Below are 26,535 nucleotides of genomic sequence, written 5' to 3' on the forward strand. Positions count from 1 at the left end.
TAACGGCTGGAGTTTCGGCCGCGACCCGTAAAGGGTCGCGGCCGCGCATATTCTTGAGTGCACCTGGAGGTGAGCATGTTTGTGACCGCGGCCTATGCCCAGCAGTCAACCACCACTGAAGGCGCCGAAGCACACGATGCCGCTGCGGCCGGTGAGGTGCACACCGAAACGGGTGTGGCCCACGAAGGCGAGGCTGGCTCCGGCGTGTTCCCGCCCTTTGATTCGACCCATTTCGCATCGCAGCTGCTTTGGCTCGCGATCACGTTTGGCCTCTTCTATCTCCTGATGTCGAAGGTCATCATTCCGCGCATCGGCGGAATTCTGGAAACCCGTCACGACCGGATCGCTCAGGATCTCGACGAAGCGTCGCGCCTTAAGGGCGAAGCTGACGCTGCCATCGCATCCTATGAGCAGGAATTGGCAACCGCCAAGGCCAAGGGTCATCAGATTGCCGACGGTGCGCGTGAAGCCGCCAAGTCCAAGGCTGTCGCCGACCGCAACGCTGTCGAGGCCGATCTTTCCAAGAAGATCGCCGCTGCGGAAGACCGTATCGCCGATATCAAGACCAAGGCACTTGCAGACGTCGGCGCAATCGCCGAGGAAACTGCAACCGCTGTCGTCAAGCAGCTCATCGGTGGCACCGTCACCAAGGCTGAGATCGTCGCTGCCGTCAAGGCATCGGGTAACTGAGGAGCACTGAACCATGCATCTTGATGCGACCTTCTATGCCCTCGTCGGCTTGATCCTGTTCTTCGTCCTGATTGCCTATCTCAAGGTTCCAGGCATGATGGGCAAGGCGCTTGACGCCCGCGCCGACAAGATCACCAATGAACTGGCAGAAGCTAAGCGCCTGCGCGAAGAAGCCCAGGCTCTCGTTGCCGAATACCAGCGCAAGCGCAAGGACGCCGAAGCGGAAGCGGCCGGCATCGTTGCCGCCGCTCAGCGCGAAGCGGAAATGCTGACCGCCGAAGCCAAGCAGAAGACGGAAGAATTCGTCGCCCGCCGGACCGCGCTGTCGGAGCAGAAGATCAAGCAGGCCGAAAGCGACGCGATCAACGCCGTTCGCTCCGCTGCCGTCGATCTGGCCATCAGCGCTGCCGAAAAGGTTGTTGCTGCCAAGGCCGACGCTGGTGCGCAGAACGAACTGTTCAAGAAGGCACTTGGCGAAGTCAAGTCGCGCCTGAACTAAGCTTCGGCTGCAAGCTACGATTTGAAAGCCCCGCCTCGTGCGGGGCTTTTTCGTTTTCGAGGCCACATTGTTGTGGCAAGCAAAGTTCGGGCTGGAAGGCGGCGCAGGAGGGCCAGGGTTATGGTTTGGGCCCGGTTCCGGCATAAGGCGTTCGCCTGAGGTCGGCTCGATGGAGCGTGACCAGCCGACAAGCTAAAGGTAAATGCGCGGCTGAACGGCTTCTCCGGGGTATCCCGGTTTCAAGTGGCATCACGGAAGCGGACAAGATGCTCTAAAAACAAGCGCTCGAGCATCCGTGGTGCCCTTCTTCCGAACGCACGGCGCTCCAGGAATCTCCAGGAGAGTGCGGGAGCGGCTTTTCGTCCGAGCAGGCGCAAGTGCTGAACGCTAGCGCCTCTCCGCCGCTCCGGCTGCAGGGGACGCGCTCCAGATCTCCGGCGGACAATTGGGCAAGGCGCTGTAGCCCACGCTCGTCTGGTCCTTTGTTTGGGGCACAGTTGCAAGCGGGTTTCGAGCGCTTACGCGCCGTAGGCCGGTACCTGCGGCAGTCCAGATCGCCGGGCTTCGGCGATGCCGGCCGTCAATCCTTGCGCAGCGGGCGGAAGCTCATGCGATGCAGCGGGCAGGGGCCTTTGGCATCGATCGCCTTGCGATGCACCACTGTTGCATAACCGGCATGGACCGCAAAGCCGTAGCCGGGGTGAGCGACATCGGCACGTTCCATCATGCGGTCGCGCGTCACCTTGGCGACGATCGATGCTGCCGCGATCGAAAGCGAGCGGGCGTCGCCCTTGACCACCGCCTTGGCGTGACAGCCAAGGCCGGGCGGCACATCACGGCCGTCGACCAGGACGAAGCGGGCCGCAAGCGACAGACCGTCGACGGCGCGGCGCATCGCTTCAAGGCTCGCCTTGCGAATGTCGATGGTATCGATGGTCGCGGCAGAGGAAGAGGCGATGGAAACCGTGGCGGTTGCCAGGATCTCGTCGAACAGCTTTTCGCGCTGAGCTGCGCTCAGCTTCTTGCTGTCGTTCAGACCTTCGGGGATCGCATCGGGATCCAGGATGACGGCAGCCGCAACTACGGGGCCCGCAAGCGGTCCGCGTCCCGCTTCGTCGGCGCCAGCGACAGGCCAGGCGCCTTCCTTTCTGGCAGCCAGTTCGAAGCTGAAATCAGGTCCGAGGAGAAGATCCGGGAAAAGGGGAGAATCGGTCGATCTGCGATGTGACATGCGGCGAAACTCGCATGATCGACCGATTCTCTTCAAGTCCCCCGATCTGAGTGCGGCAGCAGCCGGGGGGTATGCCAGCGTCATCCTGAGGCACAAAGGAGACGCCGGAATTCACTAAAGTCATCTCGCGCCGGCAATGACGCGGCACGCATGCCTTTGCCCGAGTCGGTGGCATCTGCGCCACCCAGCTCGACATTGATCAAAAGGTGCAAGCCCTAACACCTAAGCGCGGGGTTGCAGCGGCTTTGTCCGGTCGGCCAATGAGGTCATCGGGGCTGCCGGCCCACCTCCCACTCCATGACGTCTTCAATCCAAGAACCTCCGTCCCCAGCGACATACGCAAGACCTGTTGCCGCTAGAGCAGCGAAAGCTGGACGCCGGTCCCAAGCGGCGGGACGAAGATGTCGTCGCGCAGCTGTCGGCGGTTGAGGTTGAGGCCGAGGCGTTTGGCCGCAAGTTCGAACCTTCGGCCAATCTGCCAGGCATAGGGCCCGGCCCCCTTCATGCGCTTGCCGAACTCGGCGTCGTAATCCTTGCCGCCGCGCATCGAGCGGATGAGCGACATCACATGCCGGTAGCGGTCTGGATAGTTGCGCAACAGCCAGTCGCGAAAGAGCGGGCTGACCTCAAGCGGCAGGCGCAACAGCACATAGGTCGCCTCCAGCGCACCTGCTGCCCGCGCAGCTTCCAGCACTCGCTCTATCTCGTGGTCGTTCAGGGCCGGGATGATCGGGGAGACCAGGACACCGGTCGGAATGCCGGCTTCAGTGAGCGAGCGTATCGCCTCAAGCCGCTTGGTCGGCGTCGAAGCGCGCGGCTCCATCGTGCGCGCCAGCTTCCGGTCGAGCGTCGTTACCGAAATACCGACCCGCGCCAGTCCCTTTTCAGCCATGGGGGCAAGCAGGTCGATGTCGCGCGTCACCATCGCCGACTTCGTCACGATCATGACAGGATGGTTGGCCGCCTGCAGCACTTCGAGGATCTGGCGCATGATCCGCCATTCCTTTTCGATTGGCTGATAGGGATCGGTATTGGTGCCGATCGCGATCGGCCGCACCTTGTAGTCCGAGCGGGCGAGTTCGCGTTCCAGCAGGCGCGGGGCGTCCGGCTTGGCGAAGAGCTTCGCCTCGAAATCAAGTCCGGCCGAAAGCCCCATAAAGGCGTGCGTCGGGCGGGCAAAACAATAGATGCATCCGTGCTCGCAGCCGCGATAGGGGTTGATCGAGCGGTCGAAAGAGATATCGGGAGAATCGTTGCGACTGATGACCGAACGCGGCTTTTCCACCTGCACTTCTGTCTTGAAGGGCGGCAGATCCTCCAGGCTCTCCCAGCCGTCGTCGAAAGCCTCGCGCGCCTGCTGTTCGAACCGGCCCGACATGTTCAGCCCGGCGCCTCGTCCGCGGCGACGATCAACCTCGATCCTGAGACCGGTTCCGCTCATCAAAGCTTCGGCAACCTCTGCCGTGTTGGCGGGTGCAAGCGCACCCTGCCTGATCTGAGACAGCTCGTTCATCGGAATCTCCGAGGGATCAGATGTTTGATCCCGTTTTGTTCTGATTATTTTCCTAACGCGAAAGCGGGAACAATTCAAGAACAAAAAATCACGCACCCTGAATTCGGAGCGAAAGCCATCGGGCGGAACGTGAGCAGGACGAGAGCGGTCATGCCATAGGGTTGTAGCATTTTACGCTGCAATGCGGTAGGAACAGCTATGCTGACGATCATCATGGAAACACGCGACAACGAGGCGGAACTGGCGCAGACGCTATCGGTGCTCGTGGCGGGTGCCGTGGAGGGCCTGGTCAGCGATGTCATCATCCTCGATTACGGCTCCAAGGATGGTTCGGTGCGTGTAGCCGATGCCGCTGGCTGCCGCTTCTGCGTCGATTGGGATCTGGGCGAAATCGTGCGTTCGGCACGTGGCGAATGGCTGATGCTGCTTGAGCCGGGCGCGCGGCCGATCGGGCGCTGGGTGGACGAACTCGTCGAATACGTGTCCCTGCACAAGGGACCGGCCCGTTTCTCGCCGTCCCGGATGCATCGCAAGCCGCTGCTGCATCGCCTGGCGCGGCGGGTGAAGCCGCTGGAGGCTGGTTTCCTCGTGCGCAAGGGCGACGCTCTCGCGGTCGCACGCGGGAAGATGCAGCTGAGCGAGATGGCGAACGTCCGCAGCGTTCGAAAGCTGGCAACCGAGTTGGTGCCGGCCTGGGTTGCCGTCGACAACAGGCAGGATGCCTGAAGCCTGTAGCGCTGAAGTTTGCGGCAACGACATTCGAAAGAACAACATCGTAAAGTCCGCCAAGCGGATCTGAAAGAGCGCGACGCGCTCCAGGGCATATTCGGCGCCAACAAAAAAGGTGCCAGTCCTGCGGACGGCACCTCCAAGCGGCTACCAAATATCCTTGCTAGCAAATTCGTATCCGAGCGACCGGGCGAGCCGCGCGTCGTATGTTTGATTTCCCCTAGCCGGGGGGACATCGGCGATGGGCTCGTCTTTGCTCCGTTCGAAGGATTTGCTCGGGTCTCATTGCGACCCTTCGAAGTGGGCTGACGGATGAAGCTTTAGCAGACCGGCAGGTGCTTGCCAGTTCCCCAGGGAACAGGCTTGGGGCACGGTGCGGCCAGGATCATCGATTGCCGCGCGTCTCGCGGAATCTTTCAAAGCATGCCAGCTGTCGATTACTTGGCCGCTCAGCCCCGTTTCAGATGCTCGTCGAGCCGCGGCATGATCTCGACGAAATTGCACGGCATGTGCCGATAGTCGAGCTGCTGCTTGAGAATGCCGTCCCACGCGTCCTTGCAGGCCCCTGGCGAACCCGGCAGGACGAAGATGAAGGTGGCGTTGGCGACGCCGCCGGTCGCGCGCGACTGGATCGTCGATGTGCCGATCTTCTCGTAGGAGATCCGGTGAAAGACTTCAGAGAAGCCATCCATCCGCTTCTCGAACAGCGGCTCGAGCGCCTCGGGCGTCACGTCGCGGCCGGTAAAGCCGGTTCCGCCTGTCGTGATCACCACGTCGATCGTGTCGTCAAGTGTCCAGGCTTCCACCTGGTCGCGGATCTTTTGGCGATCGTCAGGCACGATCGTGCGTGCTTCGAGACGATGACCGGCGTCGCGGACGCGCGCCTCAAGCGTATCGCCGGATTTATCGTCGGCCAGCGTGCGCGTGTCGGAGACTGTCAGAATGGCGATGCCGACGGGGACGAAGGGGCGATTGTCATTGATCCCGGCCATACTAATTCCCTCTGCCCACGGTTCTTGCGGCGAGAACGTACCATTCGGGGTGGGCGGCAGAAAGAGTGTGTGCAGCGTGCTGTGCGCTTTCGTCGCTATCGAACAAGCCGAAGCAGGTGGCGCCCGAACCGGACATCCGAACCAGCGCGGCGCCGGCCGTTGCCAGCGCGCCGGAAACGTCGGCGATAACAGGCTGCAACAGGCGCGCCGGCGGCTCCAGGTCGTTGCGCATGGTGGCCATGGCCGCAAGCCAGGCAGCGGCGGATAAGGGGCCGGCCGGCATGGCAAGCGGCGGGTTGGTCTTCTTCTCCAATGTCCGGAAGATCACCGGCGTCGAGACGGCGACCAGGGGATTGACCAGCACGATCGGAAAAGCGGGAAGCTGCGGGACGGGGGTGATCTCCTCGCCGATGCCGCGGGCAACAAGCGGCCGCCCGTCGAGACACATCGGCACGTCGGCACCAAGCTTGAGCGCCAAGGTGGCGAGCAGCAGATGGTCGATCCGGGCGTGCCAAAGATCGAGCAATCCGCGCAGTGTTGCGGCCGCGTCGGCGGATCCGCCACCGATTCCCGAAGCAATCGGCAGGTTCTTTTCGAGATGAATATGGACCGGGGTGGTGTCGACGCCCTCTAATGCGAGCGTCCGGCGCAGCAGGTCCCGCGCCCTGAGCACGAGATTGCCGCCTTGATCATCGCCCGTCACTGAAAGTTCGGCGGCAAATGGCCCGGAGAGGGTGAACCGGTCCTCGCTCGACGGCGCGAGGCCGATGCGGTCGCCCCGATCGGCAAAGGTAACGAGACTTTCGAGGAGATGGTGGCCGTCGGCCCGTTGGCCGACGACATGCAGTGCCAGATTGATCTTGGCGGGCGCCGCCCGTGTTAACGCGAAGCCCGCGATCTCGCCTTCAGGCATGCTGGTATCAGGACTTCTTGTCCGGTGCAGGTGCTTCCGGGGTGACCTTCTTCGGCGCGGTTTCCTTGGCGTCGGCGGAGGCCGGAACCTCTTCCTTCAGCGCCGGCAGACCGTTTTCGATCTTGGCCTTGATCTTCGGGATCTCGGCTTCCTCGGGTTTCAGCTCAAGCGTCTGCGTCCATTGGAACACGGCTTCCAGCTTGCGACCGACGCGCCAATAGGCATCGCCGAGATGGTCGTTGATCGTCGGATCGCCGGCCATCAGCTCGGCTGCCTTTTCAAGCTCGACCACCGCATCGTCGAAGCGGTTCATGCGGAAGTAGGCCCAGCCGAGCGAATCGACGATGTATCCGTCATCCGGCTTCAGCTCGACCGCCTTGCGGATCATGTCGAGCCCTTCTTCCAGGTTGATGTTCATGTCGACCCAGGAATAGCCGAGGTAGTTCAGCACCTGCGGCTGGTCCGGGTTGAGCTCCAGCGCCTTGCGGAAGCTCGGCTCGGCCTTGTCCCAAAGCTTCTGACGCTCATAGGCGATGCCGCGCTGGAAGAACACGGTCCAGTCGCTGCGCTTCGGCACGGGTCCGATCTGGTCAACGGCCCGGTCGTAAAGCTCGCCCATCTCCTTGTAATCCTTGGCATCGGAAAGCACGCTGCCATAGGCGAGATAGTTGCGGATGTTCTTCGGATCGACGTCGATCAGCGCCTTCAGGTGCTTTTTGGCTTCATCCACCTTGCCGATGCTGGCAAGGCTGAGGCCGAGCTGCAGCTCGGAAAGCCTGCGCATCGGCGAGGCTTCGGGCACGCTCTGGTAAAGTTCGATTGCTTCCTTCGGCTTCTTCAGGTTTTCGGCGATGCCGGCCAGCATCACCAGGATGTCGGCACTTTCCGGGTCGAGACGACGGGCCGTCTGGAGATAGAGCGAGACGATGTCTTCGGCGCCGTCACGGTTGAGCGCGCCGCCGATGGAAAAGAGCACGGCTGCCGCACCCTGCGATGCGTTCTTGACCTGCTGCTCCTGCGGTATGCCGGCCTCGATATTCTTCCTGAGCGCCTCGAGTGGCGTGTAGTTGTTGACCATGTTCTCGCCGACGGCGATCGTGTCCAGGGCCTTCTGCTTGTTTTTTTCACGCGCCTCGAAACGCGCCAGGGCCTCGACTGCACGCATGAACGTGTCGGGCGCCGCACTGCCGCCTTCGCGATCGAGGATAGCGTCGTTGAGCTTGGCGCGTGCGGTGTCCTTGTCGCCGGAAGCGATCGCAATGGCGCCGGCGTGGTAGTTCTTGAACACGCGGAACCACTCCGGCCCTTCAAGGCCGTTGACCTGCGCCAGCGCTTCCTTGGGCTTGCCCTGGCCGAATTTGGCCCAGGCGGAAAGCAGGCCGTTCATCAGCCGGTCGAGATCGTTCGGCCCCTCGTAGTTGAGGAGTTTCTGCGCGTTGCGGTACTCGCGCTTGCGGATCGCCTCGATCGCCCGGATCACGGTGGTGATGCGCTCGACGGCCGGATCGGACTTCAGCTGCTCGGCAATCTTGGCGCCCTCGTCGAACTTGCCGGCCATCAGCAGCGTGATCATCAGGCGCTGCTTGACTTCGTTATTGTTCGGCTCGAACTGCAGGGCGATGCGGTAAAGTTCGTTGGCCGCGGCAAAGTCACGGTCCGTATCTGCCGTGCGGGCGGCAAGGAATGCGCCGGCAAAGGTGTTGACGGTCGTGATGTCGAAAGGCTCGGTCTCCTCGACGGCGGCCTTTTCCTCGGCGAAAGCCTGGTAGCTGCCGCCGACGGTGGCAAGAGCCATCAGTGCAGCGCCGCTCAGAAGGCGGAGGATCGTCTTTTGCCGCATATCAAACCTTTCATTGCCGATCTCTCGGCCTTGCGCACGACTGAGGGTTGTTCTGGAATCAGCCACGTGTTGCCCGGCACAACTCTTGAGGAACAGAATGGCTTTTTTGGCGCAACGCGGCAAGAAATTCCTCTTGTATGTCCCGGTTCGGCCGAAGGTCGCGTCAGCTCACCCGGTCGATGCAGAAGTCGATGACCTCGACCAGTGCCGATTTCCACGGCGAAACCGGGAGCGGTGCCAAGGCATCGCGTGCAATCGTGCCGTAGTGCTGGGCGCGGGCGATGGTATCGCTCAAGCCGCCATAACGTTTGATCAGGCCGAGTGCCCTTTCGAGGTTCGAATCGCTGCTGTCGCCGCCTTCGATCGCCTCACGCCAGAAGGCGCGATCCTCCGGCGTACCGCGGCGATAGGACAGGATCACCGGCAGGGTGATCTTGCCTTCACGGAAATCGTCGCCGACATTCTTGCCGAGGTCGCTGGCCGAGCCGCCATAGTCAAGCACGTCATCGACGAGCTGGAAGGCGAGGCCGAGGTTCATGCCGTAGGATTTTAGCGCATTGCGGTCGGACTTGCTGGTCTGGGCGACGATCGGGCCGACTTCGGCGGCCGCAGCAAAGAGCGCTGCGGTCTTGGCGCGGATGACCTGGAGATAGTCGTCTTCGGTCGTCTCCATGTTCTTGGCGACCGAAAGCTGCAGCACTTCGCCCTCGGCGATCACCGAGGCTGCGGTCGAAAGCACGTCGAGCGCATCGAGCGAGCCGACATCTACCATCATGCGGAAGGCCTGGCCGAGCAGGAAATCGCCGACAAGAACGCTTGCCTGGTTGCCCCAGATCGTGCGGGCGGTGGACTTGCCGCGGCGCAGATCGCTTTCGTCCACGACATCGTCATGCAGCAGTGTTGCCGTGTGCATGAACTCGACGCTGGTGGCGAGCTTGACGTGAGCGTCGCCCTCGTAGCCGAACATGGCGGCGGAGGCGAGCGTCAGCATCGGTCGCAGGCGCTTGCCACCCGACGAGATCAGGTGGTTGGCAACCTCGGGAATCATCTGGACGTCGGAGCCGGCCCTCGACAGGATGAGCTGGTTGACGCGTTCCATGTCGGGAGATGTCAGGTCAACGAGCGGCTTGACGGACGCCTGTTTGTTTTTGCTGTCTTCCAGCGGTATCACTACGCCCAACACCGGGACTCCTGTTTTCATTGTCGCTTTCGACAATAGGAAGGGGGGGCACGTGCGGCAAGAGGCGAATTGTCCCGCTTGCTGAAATAGGACAGGAAAAACCGCTGGATGAAGGAATTGATCCGCACCAACGACGTCGTTCTGCTCTCTTTTGCCGAGAGCCTGATGAAGGATGCCGGTATTAACAGCCTGATCGCCGATCAGGGCATGAGCATTCTGGAGGGGTCCTTGGGCCTGCTGCCGCGCCGTTTCCTGGTGCCGGACGACGATGCCGATGCCGCGCGCCGCATTCTCGTCGAAGCGGGGTTGGAAGCGGAGTTGCGGGCATGATTGCCGGTTCGTTGACACCTGGCGGTAATGGCCGGCCATGAGTGAAGGACCTGTTACACTTGTCGAGTCCGAGACCGTCGACGCGTTCCACCGCGGCAGGTTTCATGTCGTGCAGCCGCTGGGGCAGGGCCATCGTTCCGGCATGGATGCGATGATGCTCGCCTCGTTGGTCGCTTCCGACCGTGCCTGCCGTGTAGCCGATCTTGGTGCGGGTGCGGGTGCCGCCGGCATGGCGGTTGCCTCGCGGCTGGATCTGGCCGACGTGGTTCTGGTGGAGCGCTCCCCGACCATGGCGGAGTTCGCGCGCCGAAGCCTCGCGCTTCCGGAAAACGGCCGTTTCGCCGCGCGGGTTTCGGTGATCGAGGCCGACGTTTCGCTTGCCGGGCGGGCGCGCCGCGCCGCCGGTTTGCCCGATGATGCCTTCGATCACGTGATCATGAACCCGCCGTTCAACGATGCGTCCGACCGGCGCACGCCTGATAGCCTGAAGGCTGAGGCGCACGCGATGAGCGATGACCTCTTCGAGGTCTGGATCAAGACGGCGGGTGCGATCACGAAGCCGGGTGGGCAATTGTCGCTGATCGCCCGGCCGGAATCGATCGCCGATATCATCGCCGCCTGCGGGCGTCGTTTCGGCGGCATCGAGATAACGCCGCTGCATCCACGCATCGGTGAAAACGCCGTACGCATCCTCGTCACCGCGATCAAGCAGAGCCGCAAGCGGCTGGTGCTGCGGGCGCCGCTGATCGTGCACGAGGAGGGCGCACATCGCTTTTCCAGAGATGTCGACGACCTCAACAACGGGCGCGATGCCTATCGGCGCCGCTGATTTACCGTATGCGGCATTGCGTTTGGGCGACCAGTGCATACATGCAGGAACAGGTGTTGGTATTGCAGGAGTTGACATGGCTGGGTTCTTCAAGAAGCTGATGCCGAAGCGTTTTCGGCGGGATGGCGTTGCGATCCCCGTCGTGCGGCTTCACGGCGCCATCATGGCCGGTGGCGGCCAGTTTCGCCCGGCGCTCAATATTGCTTCTGCCGCGCCTTTGCTGGAGAAGGCCTTCGCGGTGAAGGAAGCGCCGGCCGTTGCTATTTCGATCAACTCGCCCGGCGGTTCGCCGGTGCAGTCGCGGCTGATCTACCAGCGCATCCGCGATCTCGCCCAGGAAAAGAAGAAGCGTGTGCTCGTCTTCGTCGAGGACGTGGCCGCATCCGGCGGTTACATGATCGCGCTTGCCGGTGACGAGATCATTGCCGATCCGACCTCGATCGTCGGTTCCATCGGCGTCGTTTCCGGCGGTTTCGGCTTCCCGGAACTGTTGAAGAAGATCGGCGTCGAGCGGCGGGTCTATACCGCCGGCGAAAACAAGGTCATGCTCGATCCGTTCCAGCCTGAAAAGGAGCGCGACATCGAGTTCCTGAAAAGCCTGCAGCTCGATATCCACGATACCTTCATCCAGATGGTGAAGGCCCGCCGCGGGCAATTGCTCGCCGACCATCCCGACGTCTTTTCCGGTCTGTTCTGGACCGGTCGGCGCGGATTGGAACTCGGCCTGATCGACGGTCTCGGCGATCTGCGCGGCGAGGTGAAGAAGCGCTACGGCGAAAAGGCACGGCTCGAACTGATCCAGCCGGCACGCAGTCTGTTCGGGCGTCGGCAAACGGGCGCATCGATTTCCGCCGATATCGCCGCGCCGATCGCCGCTTCTGCCATGGCGGGTCTTGCCGAAGCAGTCGAGGAAAGGGCATTGTGGGCGCGTTTCGGGCTTTGAGCCGCGACCGGCGCGACGGGCCTGCAGCGCCGCGCTTCTGATGGGACGCGCAAAGGTCGCTGTAGCACTTTGAATGGCTGCATATTCTCATCCTTAGATCGAACTCGATTTAAGGATGAGAATATGCAGTAGGGAGGAAAAATGCCGCAGCTTATCCTGCTCCTGATCGCAGGCTTCGTTCTATGGATCGGTTATCGCAAGTTCATCGCGGACGCCCAGAAACTGACGCGTCAACGCGATCAGACGCGCCGCGAGCAGCAGACCGGCGCCAGTGGAACCCTCGTCAAGGATCCCGAGACCGGTGAATACAGGCTGAAGCGCGAAGACGACTGAGATTTTTCGCGCCCTTTTGCGTGCACGCAGGTCGCCTTGAGCGCTTGACCCCTGCCGCCCGGCGTGGCACCTGTCCGGCTCTCATTTCATGAAGAATTCGGACGTTCCCCATGACCACCGCCTCGCTGCCCGACCACATGAACCCCAAGCGCTCGTTCCAGGCCCTGATCCTGACGCTGCACAACTATTGGGCCGACAAGGGTTGCGCCGTGCTGCAGCCCTACGACATGGAAGTGGGCGCCGGCACGTTTCATCCGGCAACGACGCTGCGTGCGCTCGGCCCCCGCCCCTGGCGTGCGGCCTATGTCCAGCCTTCGCGTCGCCCGACTGACGGCCGTTATGGCGAGAACCCGAACCGTCTCCAACACTACTATCAGTATCAGGTGATCCTGAAGCCGAACCCGTCCAACCTGCAGGAGCTTTATCTCGGCTCGCTGGAGGCAATCGGCCTCGATCCGCTTTTGCACGACATCCGGTTCGTCGAGGACGATTGGGAAAGCCCGACGCTCGGCGCCTGGGGCCTCGGCTGGGAATGCTGGTGCGACGGCATGGAAGTGTCGCAGTTCACCTATTTCCAGCAGGTCTGCGGCATCGAATGCTCGCCGGTTTCCGGGGAGCTGACCTATGGTCTCGAGCGTCTGGCGATGTATGTCCAGGGTGTCGACAACGTCTATGATCTGAATTTCAACGGCCGCGAAGGCGCCGAGAAGATCAGCTATGGCGACGTTTTCCTGCAGGCGGAACAGGAATATTCCCGCTTCAATTTCGAGTACGCCAACACTGCCATGCTGCACCAGCACTTCATCGACGCGGAAACGGAATGCCAGGCGTTGCTGGCCGCCGGCGCGCCTGACGACGGCACCAACAACCAGCTGCACAAGTGCGTATTCCCTGCCTATGACCAGTGCATCAAGGCGAGCCACGTCTTCAACCTGCTCGATGCGCGCGGGGTGATTTCGGTGACCGAGCGCCAGAGCTATATTCTGCGCGTGCGCACGCTCGCCAAGGCCTGCGGCGAGGCGTTCCTCTTGACCGACGCCGGCGGCGCGAACCTCAACCGGGACGCCGCTTGATCGCCGAGCCAGCCAGCCTCATCGTTCATATCAATGGCTGGCCGGGCACCGGGAAGCTCACCATCGCGCGCCATCTCGCCGGCCATCTCGGCGCGAGGCTTGCCGACAATCACACGCTGATCAATCCCGCCGAGGCGCTGTTTGCGAGGGGCACGCCGCTCTATCGGTCGCTACGGGCGACGGTCAGGACGGCCGTTCTCGACCACGTGCGCAGGGCTGATGCCGCGCAATCCTTCCTCTTCACCGATGCACTGTCGGATGATGCATTCGACAGCCGGGCGTTTGACGATTATGCGACACTGGCTGCCGATCGCAGCGCCCGTTTCGTTGCGGTCGTTCTCGATTGTTCGATGGAGGAAAATCTGAAGCGGTTGACGCGTGCCGGTCGTGCCAAGGCGCACAAGCTGACGGATCCGCAGGTGCTGATAGATCTTAGGCGCCGGCATGTTCTGTTGAAGGGAAAAAGCGATCAGCTGGTCGAGCTCGACGTCACCAGCCTCGGTGCCGAGCAAGCCGCCAGCGAGATTGCGGCGCGGATGGCTTGACGTCAGGCTTCAGCGGTATCGCGCGGGCATCCGCTCTTCTTCGTTATCTGCTCAAGTGTGGGGTAGGCGCCATCGTGAGACTGGCTGGAGTAGGTCTGCAGCGCGCGGCGGACGCCTGTGGGCCTTTCGATCGAGGTGACGCTCGCATAGGCAACGAACAGCGCCGAAAAGGCGACTAGGTTGGTGAGGGTTGCGAGCGTTTTCATGGTCTTCACTTCGTCTTCGGGGTTATTCGATATCCCGACTATCGTCCATCATCCGGATCCTCGCCGTTCCCGATGGAACAGGAATCGATGTGTTTTGACGTTGGGACGGGCCGCGGCTGTGAACAGAGCGTTCACCGCCTTCGGCCGGCATTTCGGGAGGGGTGTTTTTCTCCGTCCGGATGCGGCAGAAAGAGCTTTGAAGCTGGAGAGCCGATCTTGCAGCGCCGCGCATGGAACATGGCGGGTCAAGGACGCTGTAACGCTTTAAACTTGCTGCATAATTTTGCGCCTAAATCGATTCCGATTTAAGAATTTATGCAGTAATCTCTGCCGAGCTTTTTTGGAGGGTGTCCCATGATTGGTCTGGCCATCGGCGTTGCCGTTATCCTGTATCTGGTTTTCGTCTATAACGGCCTCGTCAAGGCGCGGCAGATCGCCGAGGAAGCCTGGTCGGGCATCGATGTGCAACTGAAGCGGCGCGCCGACCTCATCCCCAACCTGATCGAGACCGTGAAGGGCTATGCCGCGCACGAGAAGTCGACGCTTGAGGAAGTCATCGCGATGCGCAATCGCGCCCAGGCCGTGCCATCAGGCGATGTCGAGGGACGGGCGGCGGCCGAAGGGGCCCTGTCGCAGGCACTCGGAAAACTCTTTGCTCTTGCCGAAGCCTATCCGGATCTGAAGGCCAACGAGAATTTTGCCGAACTGCAGCGCTCGCTGGAAACCATCGAGGGCGAGATCCAGATGTCTCGCCGCTATTACAACGGCGCGGCGCGCGATCTGAATGTCAAGGTCGAGAGCTTCCCGTCGAACCTCATCGCCAACGCGTTCCGCTTCGTGAAGGCCGGCTATTTCGAGATCGCCAACGAGGCGGACCGTGCGGTGCCGCAAGTTAAATTCTGATCGGGACGTTACCCGAGACCGCAACCAGATGATATGAGACCTGCCGAAGCCGAGAGCGCGGCGTTATTTGCATCAAGAGACCGAAGCATGAGTGATACCGTGAAGAAGCTGACCATCCTGCCGACCGACCATCCCCTGCGCGGTCACGTCCGCCCGCCGGGTTCGAAGTCGATCACCAATCGGGCGCTGCTTCTTGCGGGTCTTGCCAAGGGCACGAGCCGGTTGACCGGCGCGCTGAAGAGCGACGACACGCGCTATATGGCCGATGCGCTGCGGGCGATGGGCGTCCAAGTCGATGAGCCGGACGACACCACATTCGTCGTCACCGGAAACGGTCGGCTGGCATCGCCGTCGGCACCGCTGTTCCTCGGCAATGCGGGAACCGCGACACGCTTCCTGACGGCGGCTGCCGCTCTCGTCGACGGCCCGGTGGTCGTCGACGGCGACCAGCACATGCGCAAGCGTCCGATTAAGCCGCTTGTCGACGCGCTCCGTACGCTTGGCGTCGAGGTGACGTCGGAAACAGGTTGCCCGCCGGTCACCGTCAACGGCAAGGGCGGTTTCCCTGCCGGCCGTATCGAAATCGACGCGGGCCTTTCCAGCCAATACGTGTCGGCGCTGCTGATGGCGGCCCCCGGCGCCAAAGGCCCTGTCCGCATCGAGCTTGCCGGCGACGAGATCGGCGCGCGTGGCTATATCGATCTGACCGTTGCGGCGATGCGCGCCTTCGGCGCCGAGGTCGAGCAATTGAGCCCATCCGTCTGGCAGGTTGCGCCGACGGGCTATCGCGCCGCCGATTTCGCTATCGAGCCGGACGCATCGGCCGCGACCTATCTCTGGGCGGCGGAAGTGCTGACGGGCGGTGCCATCGACCTCGGCGTGCCGGCGTCGGTTTTTTCGCAGCCCGATGCCCGCGCCCACGACGTCATCTCCCAGTTCCCGCATCTTCCTGCCGTCATCGACGGCTCACAGATGCAGGACGCGATCCCGACGATTGCGGTTCTTGCCGCATTCAACGAGACACCGGTGCGTTTCGTCGGCCTTGCCAATCTACGGGTAAAGGAATGCGACCGCGTTCGCGCTCTGTCGCTGGGCCTGACCGCCATCCGCCCGGGATTGGCGCACGAGGAGGGCGACGATCTCATCGTCTCTTCCGATCCGGGACTGGCCGGACAGACGTTGCCGGCGTCGATCGACACGTTTGCCGACCATCGCATCGCCATGAGCTTCGCCCTTGCCGGGCTGAAGATCCACGGCATTGCCATTGAGGACCCCGGCTGCGTCGCCAAGACCTATCCGGCCTATTGGGACGCGCTGGCATCGCTCGGCGTCGCCTACACCGGTGACCGTCCTTGATATCGCGCCTCAAGCCTTTTCGGGAAAGGTGCGAAGCGGTTTTCCGTCAGGAAATGCGAAAAACCATGAAATCGTCCCTCAAGATCGATCGAAAGGTCTGAGACCGTATGGCCCGTTTCGTCGCCCTGCTTGGCATGTTGTTGTTCCTGCTGGCGACGGCGGGTGCCGGGCGTGCGGACGAAGTGTTCTCGTCCTATCATTCGGTGATCGATGTCGCCAAGGACGGCACGCTGACTGTGACGGAGACGATCACGGCCAATGCCGAAGGCAACCAGATCCGGCGGGGGATCTTTCGTGACCTGCCGTTGACCTTTACCGACGCTAAGGGTCGCCGCAGCAAGGTGGATTTCAAGCTGCTTTCGGTCGAGCGCGACGGCGAGGAGGAGCCTTACCGCACTGAATCGATCTCGGGCGGCATCCGTATCTACACCGGCTCGGCGGAGATATTTCTGCCCCACGGCGATCACACGTTCCAATTTACCTATGAGACCAGCCGGCAGATCCGCTTCTTCGAGGATCACGACGAACTCTACTGGAACGTGACAGGCACCGAATGGGCATTCCCGATCGATGAGGCGAGCGCCACCGTCAATCTGCCGGAGGGTGTGCGACCCGAGGCGCTTGACGTGTTCACCGGTGGCTACGGCGCAACCGGCAAGGACGCGCGAGCTTCCGAGGAAGGCAGCGAGATTTTCTTTGCGACCACCCGGCGGCTGGAGCCGAAGGAGGGGCTGACCATTGCGGTCAAGATGCCGAAAGGCAGCATCGAGCAGCCTTCCTCCAGCAAGGAAAATGCCTGGTGGATTCGCGATCATATGGCGCTTCTGATCGCCGCAGCGGGTCTTCTGGTGGTGGCGCTCTACTACGGCCGCGCCTGGCTGAAGGTGGGGCGGGACCCGGCACGCGGCGTCATGGTGCCGCGCTGGGACGCGCCCGAAGGCATTTCGCCGGCGCTGGTCAACTACATCGACAACAGGGGCTTTTCCGGTGAGGGCTGGACGGCGCTGTCTGCGTCGGCGCTCAGCCTTGCGGTCAAGGGCCATGTGGTGCTTGAGGACCTGAAGAGCGCCATCGTCATTGCCGCAACCGGCAAGGGCAGCAGCGAAAAGCTGCCGACCGGCGAGGCGAGCCTGATGAAGGCCGTCAATGCCGCCGGCGGCAAGCTGAAGATCGACCGGGCCAACGGCACGAAGGTGCAGGCGACCGGCGCGGACTTCCGCAATGCCATGGAGCGCGAGCATCGCGGCAAGTACTATCTGGAAAACACCGGTTATATCGTCGCTGGCGTGGTGCTCTCGATCCTGGCGATCGCTGCCGTGTTCCTGTTCGGCGATTTGAGCGAGGACAGCATCCCGCTGGTGATCGTCCCGGTCTTCATCGCCTTTGTCATTTCGATCCTCGCCGTTTCCTTCGGCAAGTCCTTGCAGCGCGAAAAGAGCCTGATGAGCCGCATCATGTCGATCGTGGTGATCGCTTTCATCGGCTTCGTCGCCTTCACCATCTTTTCCAGCATTCTGGCGGTGGTGTTCTATTCCGCCGCCGAGACGGACGAGTTGCCGCTGCTGTTTGCGATCGGCGGCATCGTGCTGGTCAACGTGCTGTTCTTCTTCCTGATGGGGGCCCCGACGCCGCTCGGCACCCGGATGATGGACGGCATCGACGGCCTCCGGCAATACATGACGCTTGCCGAGAAAGACCGGATGAACATGCAAGGGGCACCCGAAATGTCGCCCCGGCATTTCGAGACGCTGCTGCCCTATGCCGTGGCCCTCGGGGTTGAAAAGCCGTGGACGCAAACCTTCGATCGCTGGCTGCTTGCAGCCGCCGCAGGCGCCGCTGCAGCCGCCGCCTACCAGCCCACCTGGTACCATGGCGATAGCTTCGGCTCGACCTCTTTCGGCGATCGCATCGGCGGCTTTGCCGGTTCGATGGCCGACACAATGACCTCCTCTCTGCCGCCCCCGCCGAAATCCTCGTCGTCAAGCTTTTCCACCGGCGGCGGCTTTTCCGGTGGCGGCGGCGGCGGTGGTGGCGGCGGTGGCTGGTGATCTCGCCGCGATCCTCCTTGCTGCGGGTCAAATTCATCGTCGGGCTTGGTGACATTTTCACCAGAGCTTGCTAAGTCGGCGGCAACCGTCCGGAACAGAAAAAGTCATCTCCCATGCCCGATCTTCTTATCGAACTCCGCTCCGAGGAAATTCCCGCCCGCCTGCAGCGCAAGGCGGCCGGCGACCTCAAGAAGCTCTTGACCGACGCACTGGTCGAAGCGGGTTTGACCTATGAGGGTGCGCGCGAATACTGGACGCCGCGCCGGCTGACGCTCGATATCCGCGGCCTCAACGCCCGTTCCGCCGATGTGCGCGAGGACCGCAAGGGCCCGCGCACCGACGCCAACGAAAAGGCGATCGAAGGCTTCCTGCGTGGCGCCGGCCTGTCTTCGATCAGCGAGGCGCATGTCCATAGCGATCCGAAGAAGGGTGATTTCTACGTCGCCCACATCGTCAAGCCGGGCCGTCCTGCCGAAGAGATCGTCGCCGAGGCGATGCCGGACATTATCCGCAACTTTCCCTGGCCAAAGCCGATGCGCTCCGGTGCCGCCTCGGCCAGGCCGGGCGCCCTTCGCTGGGTGCGTCCGCTACAGTCGATCGTCTGCACCTTCGGCTCGGAAACCGACGAAACCCATGTGATCCCCTTCGAGGTCGACGGCATCGTCGCCTCCAACATCACCTATGGCCATCGCTTCCATGCGCCCGAAGCGATCACCGTGCGCCGCTTTGCCGACTATGCCGAGAAGCTGGAGCGCGCGAAGGTCGTGCTCGACGGCGAGCGCCGCAAGCAGATGATCCTGGCCGACGCGCACAATGTAGCTTTCGCCAACGGCCTCGAACTCGTTGAGGATGAAGGTCTGCTCGAAGAGGTCTCGGGCCTCGTCGAGTGGCCGCAGGTTCTGATGGGAAGCTTTGAAGAGAGCTATCTCGAAATCCCCTCGGAAATCATCCGTCTGACGATCAAGACCAACCAGAAGTGTTTCGTGACCCGTGCGCCGGGTGCCGAGACGCTGTCCAACAAGTTCATCCTCGTCTCAAATATTGAGGCGAAGGACGGTGGCAAGGAGATCGTGCACGGCAACGGCAAGGTCGTGCGCGCCCGCCTGTCGGACGCCGCCCACTTCTGGCACCGCGACCAGGGCAGCCTGCCGGATCTGGAGACCTTGAAACCGTCGGCCGAAAAGTTTGGCCTCGATCTCGGCAAGCCGCTCGACCAGCGCATGGCGAAACTCGACGCGCTGAACGTGACCTTCCATGCCAAGCTCGGCACGCAGGGCGAACGTGTCGCCCGTATCCGTGCGCTTGCCGCAGAACTCGCCAAGGTGACCGGCGCCGACGCCACGCTGGTCGACCGTGCCGTGGTGCTGGCAAAGGCCGATCTGCGCACCGAGGCCGTCGGGGAGTTTCCCGAACTCCAGGGCATCATGGGCCGCAAATATGCGCTGCTCCAGGGTGAAGACGGCTCTGTCGCCACGGCGATCGAAGATCACTGGAAGCCGAATGGTCCCTCGGATCGCGCGCCAACCGATGCTGTCGCAGTCACCGTTGCGCTTGCCGACAAGCTCGACACTCTCGTCGGCTTCTGGGCGATCGACGAAAAGCCAACCGGCTCCAAGGATCCCTACGCCCTGCGGCGCGCCGCTCTCGGCGTCATTCGTCTGATCCTCGAAGGCAAGGCCCGCCTGCCGCTCGTGCCGTTCCTTGAGATCGCGCTGACAGCGCTCAGGGCTCAGAAGCCGGCGCTGGCGAACGATGTGTCGGCGGACCTGCTCTCCTTCTTCCACGATCGCCTCAAGGTCTATCTGCGCGATCTCGGCGCCCGTCACGACCTGATCGATGCGGTGCTGACGCCGGATGCCGACGATCTGCTGATGATCGCCCGCCGCGTCGAGGCGCTGACCGCCTTCATCACTGACGAAGAGGGCAAGAACCTGCTGGCCGGCACGAAGCGGGCCACACAGATCTTGGCCGCCGAAGAGAAGAAGGGCACGGCGGTTGCCGACGCAGTTGATGCCGGCCTCTTCCGCCTCGATGCCGAAAAGGCGCTGCATTCCGCAGTCCAGCTCGGCTCCGGCGAAGCCCGCGATGCGATCGCCAAGGAAGACTTCCGCTCGGCCATGCAGGCTCTGTCGAAGCTGCGCGAGCCGGTCGACCAGTTCTTCAACGATGTTCTCGTCAACGACGATGACGTGTCGATCCGGGCAAACCGCCTGGCGCTGCTTGGTCTGATCCGCTCGGCGACCGGCACGGTTGCCGACTTCTCCAAGATCGCGGGATGACGGGGAGGGGCGCATGACGGCGAAGATCCTCGTCAGCGCCTGTCTCATGGGGCAAGCGGTGCGCTACGATGGGGCGTCGAAGACGATTGTCCACCCGGCGATCGACCGCTGGCGCGAAGAGGGCCGGCTGGTCACCATCTGTCCCGAGATGTCGGCCGGCATGCCGGTGCCGCGCCCGCCCGCCGAGATCGCGTCGGGCAAGTCAGGTGTGGATGTACTCGACGGTGGTGCGGCTGTGGTCGAGAACACCGGCCGCGACGTGACCGGCGAGTTCCTTGCCGCCGCGGAAAATGCGCTATCGCTCGCGCTTGAAACGGACTGTCGTTTCGCGCTTTTGATCGACGGCAGCCCGTCCTGCGGATCGGGCTTCGTCTATGACGGCACTTTCTCCGGCGCCCGCCACGCAGGACAAGGAGTAACGGCCGCGCTGCTCGCAAGGAACGGCATCGAGGTCTATTCCGACAGGGAAATCGAAGCGTTGATCGAACGGGTCGATGGGGCGTGCGACGCCGATAGAAAGCCTGAATAAGAAGATTGCGCCCCCGCTTCTCTCAGGGGCGCAATCTCTCGCTTTTCAGCGAAACGCCCGTCAGCCCTTGAATGCAGGGGCGGCTGACTGGGGCAGGGAACTTTCCCGTTCAGGCCCTCAGTTTAGCCGAAGTTCGAGGCTGGTCGGATCAAATTGCCGTGAGGCTTCGCCGGTCGCCGCTGCCGCAACGGCAGGTCCCGCTTGTGTCATGGTTTGAACCGCGGCGGTCTTGGCAGTCTCGTCGATCGTTGGGGCGACCGTGCCATGATCGCCCGGGTTTACGAGGTCGCCGAGCGCAGCGGCTGTCGCCACATCGGCCTGGCCGGTTCCATCGGATGCCTTGACCACATCCACGGGTGGCTTGCTGACGAAAACAACGGGCGAACCGCCGAGCCAGGCTTCGGTGCGCACCAGCTTCATCTCGCCATTGATTTTCTTGAGTTCGACCTTGTCGCTGCCCTTGTCGATTTCGGGCACCACATAGGTGATCTTCTTCCTGGTCTGCAGGGGAGGGCACTGTGGGCAAGTCACCGCCGCCACGCTGGAGTTGACCGCTTCGCCCGAAACGATGGTGTCGATCGACGATGCCCAGGCGCTGCAGGTTGCAAGCGCAACGGCGGTGGTGATCAGCAACAGGCGCATCGGTCTTCTCTCCGAGTTTGTTCTCGGCGAGAATATGCGTTCTCTCTTACTTTCCCGTCAGGAGAATTGGTAAAAATTGAATGATCCGGTGTATTTGCCGACGGCGGTCAGGCCTTCTCGCGGGCAACCGCTCGCCAGCCGATATCGTGGCGATAGAAGCCGTTGTCCCAGGATACGCCGGCAACAGCCGAATAGGCGCGATCCCTGGCAGTGCTCGCGCTTTCACCGATCGCGGTTATGTTCAACACCCGGCCACCCGTTGCGACCAGGCTGCCGTCCTTCAACGCTGTGCCGGCATGAAACACCTTGGTCTGCGCCGAGGCTGCCGGCAGCGCATCGATGGGCGTGTTCTTGTCGTAGCTGCCCGGATAGCCCTTTGAAGCCATGACCACGGTCAGTGCCGTCTCGTCGCGCCATTCGGCTTCCATGCCTGCAAGCGTACCGGTGGCAGCGGCATGGAGCAGCGGCAACAGGTCGCTTTTCATCCGCATCATCAGCACCTGGCATTCCGGGTCGCCGAAACGCACATTGTACTCGATCAGCTCCGGCCCCTTGGCGGTGATCATCAGCCCGGCGAAGAACACGCCGGAAAAGGGATGCCCGCTTTCCGCCATGCCGCGCATGGTCGGCTCGATGATCTCCTTCATCGTGCGTTCAGTCATCTCGGATGTCATCACAGGTGCTGGCGAATAGGCGCCCATGCCGCCGGTGTTCGGGCCGGTGTCGCCATCTCCGACGCGCTTGTGATCTTGCGCCGAGGCGAGCGCCAGCGCGGTCTTGCCGTCGCTCAGGCAGAAGAAGCTTGCCTCCTCGCCGTCGAGAAAGGCTTCGACCACCACTTCCGCGCCAGCCGCGCCGAAGGCGCCGTCGAAACAGTCATCGATCGCATCGAGTGCTTCGTCGAGTTCCATGGCAACGGTGACGCCCTTGCCTGCGGCAAGGCCGTCGGCCTTGATGACGATCGGCGCACCCTGGTCGCGCACATAGGCCTTGGCTGTCTCAGCGTCGGTGAAGCGGCCGTAGGCGCCGGTCGGGATATCGTATCGGGCGCAAAGGTCCTTGGTAAAACCCTTGGAGCCTTCAAGCTGGGCCGCAGCAGCGGAAGGGCCGAAAACCGCGATGCCGGCGGCGCGCAGCACATCCGCGAGACCTGCCACGAGCGGACCTTCAGGTCCGACGACGACGAAGTCGATCGCCTCTTTCAGGCAGAAGTCGACGATTGAAGCGTGATTGTCGGTGTCGAGCGCGACGAGGGTCGCTTCCTCGGCAATACCCGGATTGCCGGGCGCGGCGTAAAGCTTGGTCAGTTTCGGCGACTGCGCAATTTTCCATGCCAGCGCATGTTCGCGTCCACCCGATCCGATCAGAAGAACCTTCATTGCCTGCTCCCGACATGCTGAAATTGTTGCGTTGCGGTTAAGGCGAGGCGGCTGTCAGGTCAAGGGGGCAGGGAGGGTTGGCGCACGATTCCCGCGACGCAAAGCACCCACCGGAGGCGCTGCGAGATGAAACGCGCGAAGGTGCGTTCAGGCGATTGCCTGCTGGTTCTTGCGATCATCCCTTTCGTTGCCGTAGCGGGCCGTGCGCGTCAGCGCCCAGATGCCGAGATCCTCGAGCGGCAGCGGCTTGCTGATGAGGTAGCCTTGGAACAGGTCGCAGCCCGCAGCCGTCAGCATCGAGAGTTTCTCCGGCGTATCGACGCCTTCGCCGACCACGGCAACGTCCTTGGCGTGGCAGAGTGCGATCAACGCCCTTAGAACCGGCAGCGATTGCGATGCGGTCAGGTTCGAGACGAGCGCCCGGTCGAGTTTGATTGTATCGGCGGTGTATTCGATGATCTGCTGGACGGAGGTGTATCCGGCTCCGAAATCGTCGATCGACAGGCGAAAGCCCTTCTGGCGAAGCTCGTCGATGTTGCGGCGAAGCTGGTCGCTGAACTTGACCGCGAATGTCTCCGTCAGCTCGATCTCGATTGATTGCGGCTGCAGGCCATGTCGGTTGAGGCAATCGGAGAAATAGTCGGCAATGGCCTTGGAATGCAGTTCGGCCGAGGAGATATTGATCGCCAGGATCGTATCGGGACCAAACAGTGCCTTGAGTTGCGCGCAGTCGGACATCGCCTGGTTGATCACCCACCAGTCGATCTTGGTGAAAAGGCCGGAGCTTTCGGCGATCGGTACGAATTCATCGGGCGTCACATTGCCAAGCACCGGCGAATACCAGCGCAAAAGCGCTTCGCAACCCGTCACCCGCCCATCGGTATCGACAATCGGCATGTAGACCAGATGGAATTGTTCGTCCGGATCGAGCGAGCGCAGCTCATCCTGGATCTGGCGCAGGCGCGTGCGCTTGTCGTGAAGGGCGCGCGAGAACCTTGAAGAGCGGTTCTTGCCGCTGGTCTTTGCCTGATACATCGCGGCATCCGCATTCGAGATCAGCTCGGCGAGATTGGTCGCATCGTCGGGGCAGATGGCAGCGCCGATGCTGGCCGTGACCGGGTAGCTCTTGCCCGCGACTTCGAAGCCGTCTTCAAACAGTGCGAGGATGGCGGCCGAGACTTCCCGTACGGTGCCGTCACCCGGTCGGGAGCGCACGAGCACCGCGAATTCGTCGCCTGAAAGCCGTGCGAGAATTGCCGGCTTCTGGCCGCGCCGCTCGGTGATCGCTTCGACGTTCTCGGCGATCCGCGTCGCCAGCGTCTTCAAGAGTTCGTCGCCGATCTCATGGCCATGCTTGTCGTTGACGAACTTGAAGTTGTCGATGTCGATGAACAGCAGGCTGCATTTTTCACCCGAGACGATCGCCTCGCGCACGATGCCGGCAGCAACGGCGTTGAAATGGCCGCGATTGCTGATGCCGGTCAACGTATCGGTCCAGGAGCTGCGCTGCACCAGCTTGAGCGATTGTTCCGACTGGCGATGCAACTCTCTGATGTTTTCGGTCAGGCGCCCGATCTCGCCCTTCTCCGCCATGTTGCGGATCTCGTCATGGGCGCCGACCATGACCGCCATGACGTTGGCGTCGAGCGTAGCAATGGGATCGGTGATGAAGCGGCGGATGAGCACGATGATCAGCCAGATGGAAAACAGGCTCATGGCCACGGCGCCAAGCGCCAGCAGCAGCTTCTGCTGTGCCATCAGCCGGTCGAAATGATCGCTCGAAACCGTCAGCGTCGCATAGAGTGATGGTCCGAGGTGCACGCTTGCGGAAAGGTCGTCAGTGACCGCCAGCGGCCACGGCTGAAGCACGACGTCGGCGCCGTATTCCTGCTTCAGGGTTTCCTGCATATCGAGGAAACGGTCCGGCTGGATTGCTACCTGGATCAGCAGCGCACCCGATTTCTTGCTCGGTAGCGGCCGCGTGAACGTAACGGGATCGAGGAAATACGAATAGACGATACGGGCCTTCTGTCCGACGTCGGAGAGATAGGTCCAGTCGGCTAGCTTCTCTTCGCGGATCAGTCGCCGCGACAGGTTGAGCTGCGCCTCGTCGATTTCGGCGAAGGGATCCCAGCTGTTCTCAAAATAATATTCGGACTGCAGGTCCGATGTCAGGATCGCCAGCGACACGTAGCCCATCGGGTCGTCGGAAAGCGATTTCACGCTTTCCTGCAGCCGCACGCCGAGCGCATTGGCCCGGTAGTTCTTGTCGGTTTCGGAGATGTACTGGCGCAGCGAATTGCTGTTCAGCAGCGCGTTGAGGAAGCCCTTGCTGCGGCCGATCTCGTTTTGGAAGACGGCGGCGGCGTGCTCCAGCCGCTGCGACAGCTTGGCATGTTCGAGCGCCCGGATCGAGCGACTCTGGGTGACATGGACCGAAACCGCCGCCAGCAGGTAGCCGGCCAACACCACGGGAAAGATCAGGATGAGTGCGCGCTTGCCGAGGGTCACTGGAAATTCGCCAATGTGCTGATGATGCGCCGGCGCAGCTGCACCGACGTCGTTGACAGTTCCTGCTGGTACTGGCTCTTGGCCAGAATGTCCGGCGACGGGTAGATCGCCTGGTCCGCGCGGATCGCTTCCGGCAAGAGGGCAAACGCGGCCTTGCTGGGCGTCGGCATGTTGAGCGTCTGCGCATTTGCGGCAGCACTTCCGGGCGAACCGATATAGTCGAGGAAAGCGAGCGCTCGCGCCTTGTTCGGCGACTTGGCGACGACCGACATGCAGTCGAGCCACGAAAGCGTGCCTTCCTTGGGCACGACATAGCGCCAGACGCCGGGGGTGCCGGCCTTTTCGTTCAGGACGTGCTGGTCGCCGCTGTAGCCGAGCGCCAGATGGATGTCCTTACCGATCGCCTGGTTCTGGATCGAGCTGATGACGTATTCATAGGTGAGAACCGACGGCGCCTGTTCCTTCATCATGTTGAAGGCGGTCTTGAGCGTTTCGGGTTCGTTGGTATTGATCGACTGGCCGAGCAGCATCAACGGCGCAACGAAAGCCTCGTTGTGATCGTCATACATCGCTACGTGTTTGTGGAGTGCCGGCGCCGGCTGCATCAGGTCTCGCCAGGATGTCGGCGCTTCCGGCAGCACGTCCGATCGATAGAGAATGCCCATCGTGCCCCAGAGGTACGGCAGACCGTGGTTCGAGCAGCGCGTGCGCCAGCTTTCGTCATAGTCCCTGAGCGAGGCGACATTGCTTTCGTCGACCGCTTCCAGCACCCCTTTGCGCCCGAAAAGCGCAGCACCGTTCTCCCCGGTCACCACCAGATCGACGATGCTGTTCGGATCGGCCAGCACCTCGTCGCGGGTGTCGCCGCTGTCGTAGTAGACTTGGTGGATTCCGACGCCAGTTATCGCCGTCCAGCGATCGAGGATCGCCTGGTCGATATAGGATTCCCAGATCAGCAGGTTGAGCGTTTCGGCTTGCCCCGCCGTTGCCAAAAGCAACGTCGTCAAAAAGGCAGGAATCGCCGATCGCCTTCGCATTGTCT

Annotated in this window: 25 protein-coding genes; 14 read left to right on the forward strand and 11 right to left on the reverse strand. The window is 62.3% G+C overall.

Annotated features, from left to right (window positions below):
* Window positions 1-75 precede the first annotated feature (75 nt).
* Window positions 76-690 (forward strand): F0F1 ATP synthase subunit B, encoded by a 615-nt coding sequence (locus AC1Q80_RS04065; RefSeq protein WP_173419165.1) that lies wholly within the window; start codon window positions 76-78, stop codon window positions 688-690.
* A 13-nt stretch (window positions 691-703) separates the two neighbouring features.
* Window positions 704-1,189: a F0F1 ATP synthase subunit B gene (locus tag AC1Q80_RS04070; RefSeq protein WP_112808705.1), complete on the forward strand. Its 486-nt coding sequence runs from the start codon at window positions 704-706 to the stop codon at window positions 1,187-1,189.
* A 580-nt stretch (window positions 1,190-1,769) separates the two neighbouring features.
* Here AC1Q80_RS04070 and rnhB read toward each other — a convergent pair.
* Complete coding sequence (gene rnhB / locus AC1Q80_RS04075) at window positions 1,770-2,420, reverse strand: ribonuclease HII (RefSeq protein ID WP_173419166.1); 651 nt, start codon at window positions 2,418-2,420, stop codon at window positions 1,770-1,772.
* A gap of 355 nt (window positions 2,421-2,775) precedes the next feature.
* A complete protein-coding gene (locus AC1Q80_RS04080) occupies window positions 2,776-3,933 on the reverse strand; it encodes a PA0069 family radical SAM protein (protein ID WP_173419167.1) in 1,158 nt (385 codons plus the stop codon).
* Between the two features lie 198 nt (window positions 3,934-4,131).
* Between AC1Q80_RS04080 and AC1Q80_RS04085 the strand changes: the two genes are divergently transcribed.
* Window positions 4,132-4,659 carry a glycosyltransferase family protein gene (locus tag AC1Q80_RS04085; RefSeq protein ID WP_173419168.1) on the forward strand — a complete coding sequence of 176 codons (528 nt, stop codon included), beginning with the start codon at window positions 4,132-4,134 and terminating at the stop codon, window positions 4,657-4,659.
* Window positions 4,660-5,111: 452 nt separating this feature from the next.
* Here AC1Q80_RS04085 and moaB read toward each other — a convergent pair whose 3' ends face one another.
* The 4 genes from moaB to AC1Q80_RS04105 all read right to left on the reverse strand — a co-directional run bounded on the left by moaB (window position 5,112) and on the right by AC1Q80_RS04105 (window position 9,587).
* A complete protein-coding gene (gene moaB, locus AC1Q80_RS04090) occupies window positions 5,112-5,654 on the reverse strand; it encodes a molybdenum cofactor biosynthesis protein B (RefSeq protein ID WP_173419169.1) in 543 nt (180 codons plus the stop codon).
* 1 nt (window position 5,655) lies between these two features.
* Complete coding sequence (locus AC1Q80_RS04095) at window positions 5,656-6,567, reverse strand: 4-(cytidine 5'-diphospho)-2-C-methyl-D-erythritol kinase (protein ID WP_492359684.1); 912 nt, start codon at window positions 6,565-6,567, stop codon at window positions 5,656-5,658.
* A gap of 7 nt (window positions 6,568-6,574) precedes the next feature.
* Window positions 6,575-8,407: a tetratricopeptide repeat protein gene (locus tag AC1Q80_RS04100; protein WP_492359685.1), complete on the reverse strand. Its 1,833-nt coding sequence runs from the start codon at window positions 8,405-8,407 to the stop codon at window positions 6,575-6,577.
* A gap of 163 nt (window positions 8,408-8,570) precedes the next feature.
* Window positions 8,571-9,587, reverse strand: coding sequence for a polyprenyl synthetase family protein (locus AC1Q80_RS04105; RefSeq protein WP_492359863.1), 1,017 nt, complete (start codon window positions 9,585-9,587; stop codon window positions 8,571-8,573).
* A gap of 108 nt (window positions 9,588-9,695) precedes the next feature.
* Here AC1Q80_RS04105 and AC1Q80_RS04110 point away from each other — a divergent pair, with 108 nt between their 5' ends.
* The 6 genes from AC1Q80_RS04110 (at window position 9,696) to AC1Q80_RS04135 (ending at window position 13,640) form a co-directional block, all read left to right on the forward strand.
* Window positions 9,696-9,917, forward strand: a complete 222-nt coding sequence (locus AC1Q80_RS04110; RefSeq protein WP_025426110.1) for a putative signal transducing protein — start codon at window positions 9,696-9,698, stop codon at window positions 9,915-9,917.
* Between the two features lie 37 nt (window positions 9,918-9,954).
* Window positions 9,955-10,746 carry a tRNA1(Val) (adenine(37)-N6)-methyltransferase gene (locus tag AC1Q80_RS04115; protein ID WP_492359686.1) on the forward strand — a complete coding sequence of 264 codons (792 nt, stop codon included), beginning with the start codon at window positions 9,955-9,957 and terminating at the stop codon, window positions 10,744-10,746.
* A gap of 76 nt (window positions 10,747-10,822) precedes the next feature.
* A complete protein-coding gene (locus tag AC1Q80_RS04120; RefSeq protein ID WP_492359687.1) occupies window positions 10,823-11,689 on the forward strand; it encodes a S49 family peptidase in 867 nt (288 codons plus the stop codon).
* A 141-nt stretch (window positions 11,690-11,830) separates the two neighbouring features.
* Window positions 11,831-12,022 carry a membrane protein gene (locus AC1Q80_RS04125; protein ID WP_025426113.1) on the forward strand — a complete coding sequence of 64 codons (192 nt, stop codon included), beginning with the start codon at window positions 11,831-11,833 and terminating at the stop codon, window positions 12,020-12,022.
* Between the two features lie 110 nt (window positions 12,023-12,132).
* A complete protein-coding gene (locus tag AC1Q80_RS04130) occupies window positions 12,133-13,095 on the forward strand; it encodes a glycine--tRNA ligase subunit alpha (protein WP_173419174.1) in 963 nt (320 codons plus the stop codon).
* Window positions 13,092-13,640: an AAA family ATPase gene (locus AC1Q80_RS04135; protein WP_492359688.1), complete on the forward strand. Its 549-nt coding sequence runs from the start codon at window positions 13,092-13,094 to the stop codon at window positions 13,638-13,640. The genes AC1Q80_RS04130 and AC1Q80_RS04135 overlap by 4 nt, the downstream gene beginning before the upstream one ends.
* Before the next feature lie 2 nt (window positions 13,641-13,642).
* On the opposite strand, the gene AC1Q80_RS04140 is transcribed toward AC1Q80_RS04135, so the two are convergent.
* Window positions 13,643-13,846, reverse strand: coding sequence for a hypothetical protein (locus AC1Q80_RS04140; RefSeq protein WP_492359689.1), 204 nt, complete (start codon window positions 13,844-13,846; stop codon window positions 13,643-13,645).
* A 354-nt stretch (window positions 13,847-14,200) separates the two neighbouring features.
* On the opposite strand from AC1Q80_RS04140, the gene AC1Q80_RS04145 reads away from it, so the two are divergent.
* The 5 genes from AC1Q80_RS04145 to AC1Q80_RS04165 all read left to right on the forward strand — a co-directional run bounded on the left by AC1Q80_RS04145 (window position 14,201) and on the right by AC1Q80_RS04165 (window position 20,961).
* The gene (locus AC1Q80_RS04145; RefSeq protein ID WP_077504170.1) at window positions 14,201-14,749 is read left to right on the forward strand and encodes a LemA family protein; all 549 of its coding nucleotides are present in this window, start codon (window positions 14,201-14,203) and stop codon (window positions 14,747-14,749) included.
* Window positions 14,750-14,836: 87 nt separating this feature from the next.
* Complete coding sequence (locus AC1Q80_RS04150; protein WP_492359690.1) at window positions 14,837-16,105, forward strand: 3-phosphoshikimate 1-carboxyvinyltransferase; 1,269 nt, start codon at window positions 14,837-14,839, stop codon at window positions 16,103-16,105.
* Between the two features lie 107 nt (window positions 16,106-16,212).
* A complete protein-coding gene (locus AC1Q80_RS04155; protein WP_492359691.1) occupies window positions 16,213-18,153 on the forward strand; it encodes a DUF2207 domain-containing protein in 1,941 nt (646 codons plus the stop codon).
* 113 nt (window positions 18,154-18,266) lie between these two features.
* Window positions 18,267-20,432 carry a glycine--tRNA ligase subunit beta gene (gene glyS, locus AC1Q80_RS04160; RefSeq protein ID WP_492359692.1) on the forward strand — a complete coding sequence of 722 codons (2,166 nt, stop codon included), beginning with the start codon at window positions 18,267-18,269 and terminating at the stop codon, window positions 20,430-20,432.
* Window positions 20,433-20,445: 13 nt separating this feature from the next.
* A complete protein-coding gene (locus tag AC1Q80_RS04165) occupies window positions 20,446-20,961 on the forward strand; it encodes a 2-thiouracil desulfurase family protein (RefSeq protein ID WP_492359693.1) in 516 nt (171 codons plus the stop codon).
* A 117-nt stretch (window positions 20,962-21,078) separates the two neighbouring features.
* On the opposite strand, the gene AC1Q80_RS04170 is transcribed toward AC1Q80_RS04165, so the two are convergent.
* The 4 genes from AC1Q80_RS04170 to AC1Q80_RS04185 all read right to left on the reverse strand — a co-directional run bounded on the left by AC1Q80_RS04170 (window position 21,079) and on the right by AC1Q80_RS04185 (window position 26,530).
* Complete coding sequence (locus tag AC1Q80_RS04170; protein ID WP_492359694.1) at window positions 21,079-21,603, reverse strand: plant virulence effector HPE1-like domain-containing protein; 525 nt, start codon at window positions 21,601-21,603, stop codon at window positions 21,079-21,081.
* 107 nt (window positions 21,604-21,710) lie between these two features.
* Window positions 21,711-22,982 (reverse strand): phosphoribosylamine--glycine ligase, encoded by a 1,272-nt coding sequence (gene purD, locus AC1Q80_RS04175; protein WP_492359695.1) that lies wholly within the window; start codon window positions 22,980-22,982, stop codon window positions 21,711-21,713.
* Between the two features lie 147 nt (window positions 22,983-23,129).
* Window positions 23,130-25,493 (reverse strand): EAL domain-containing protein, encoded by a 2,364-nt coding sequence (locus AC1Q80_RS04180; RefSeq protein ID WP_173419183.1) that lies wholly within the window; start codon window positions 25,491-25,493, stop codon window positions 23,130-23,132.
* A complete protein-coding gene (locus AC1Q80_RS04185; RefSeq protein ID WP_209787267.1) occupies window positions 25,490-26,530 on the reverse strand; it encodes an ABC transporter substrate-binding protein in 1,041 nt (346 codons plus the stop codon). Before AC1Q80_RS04185 ends, AC1Q80_RS04180 begins: the two co-directional genes overlap by 4 nt.
* Window positions 26,531-26,535 lie beyond the last annotated feature (5 nt).

Source organism: Ensifer sp. GW823-FHT05D09, assembly GCF_058795755.1.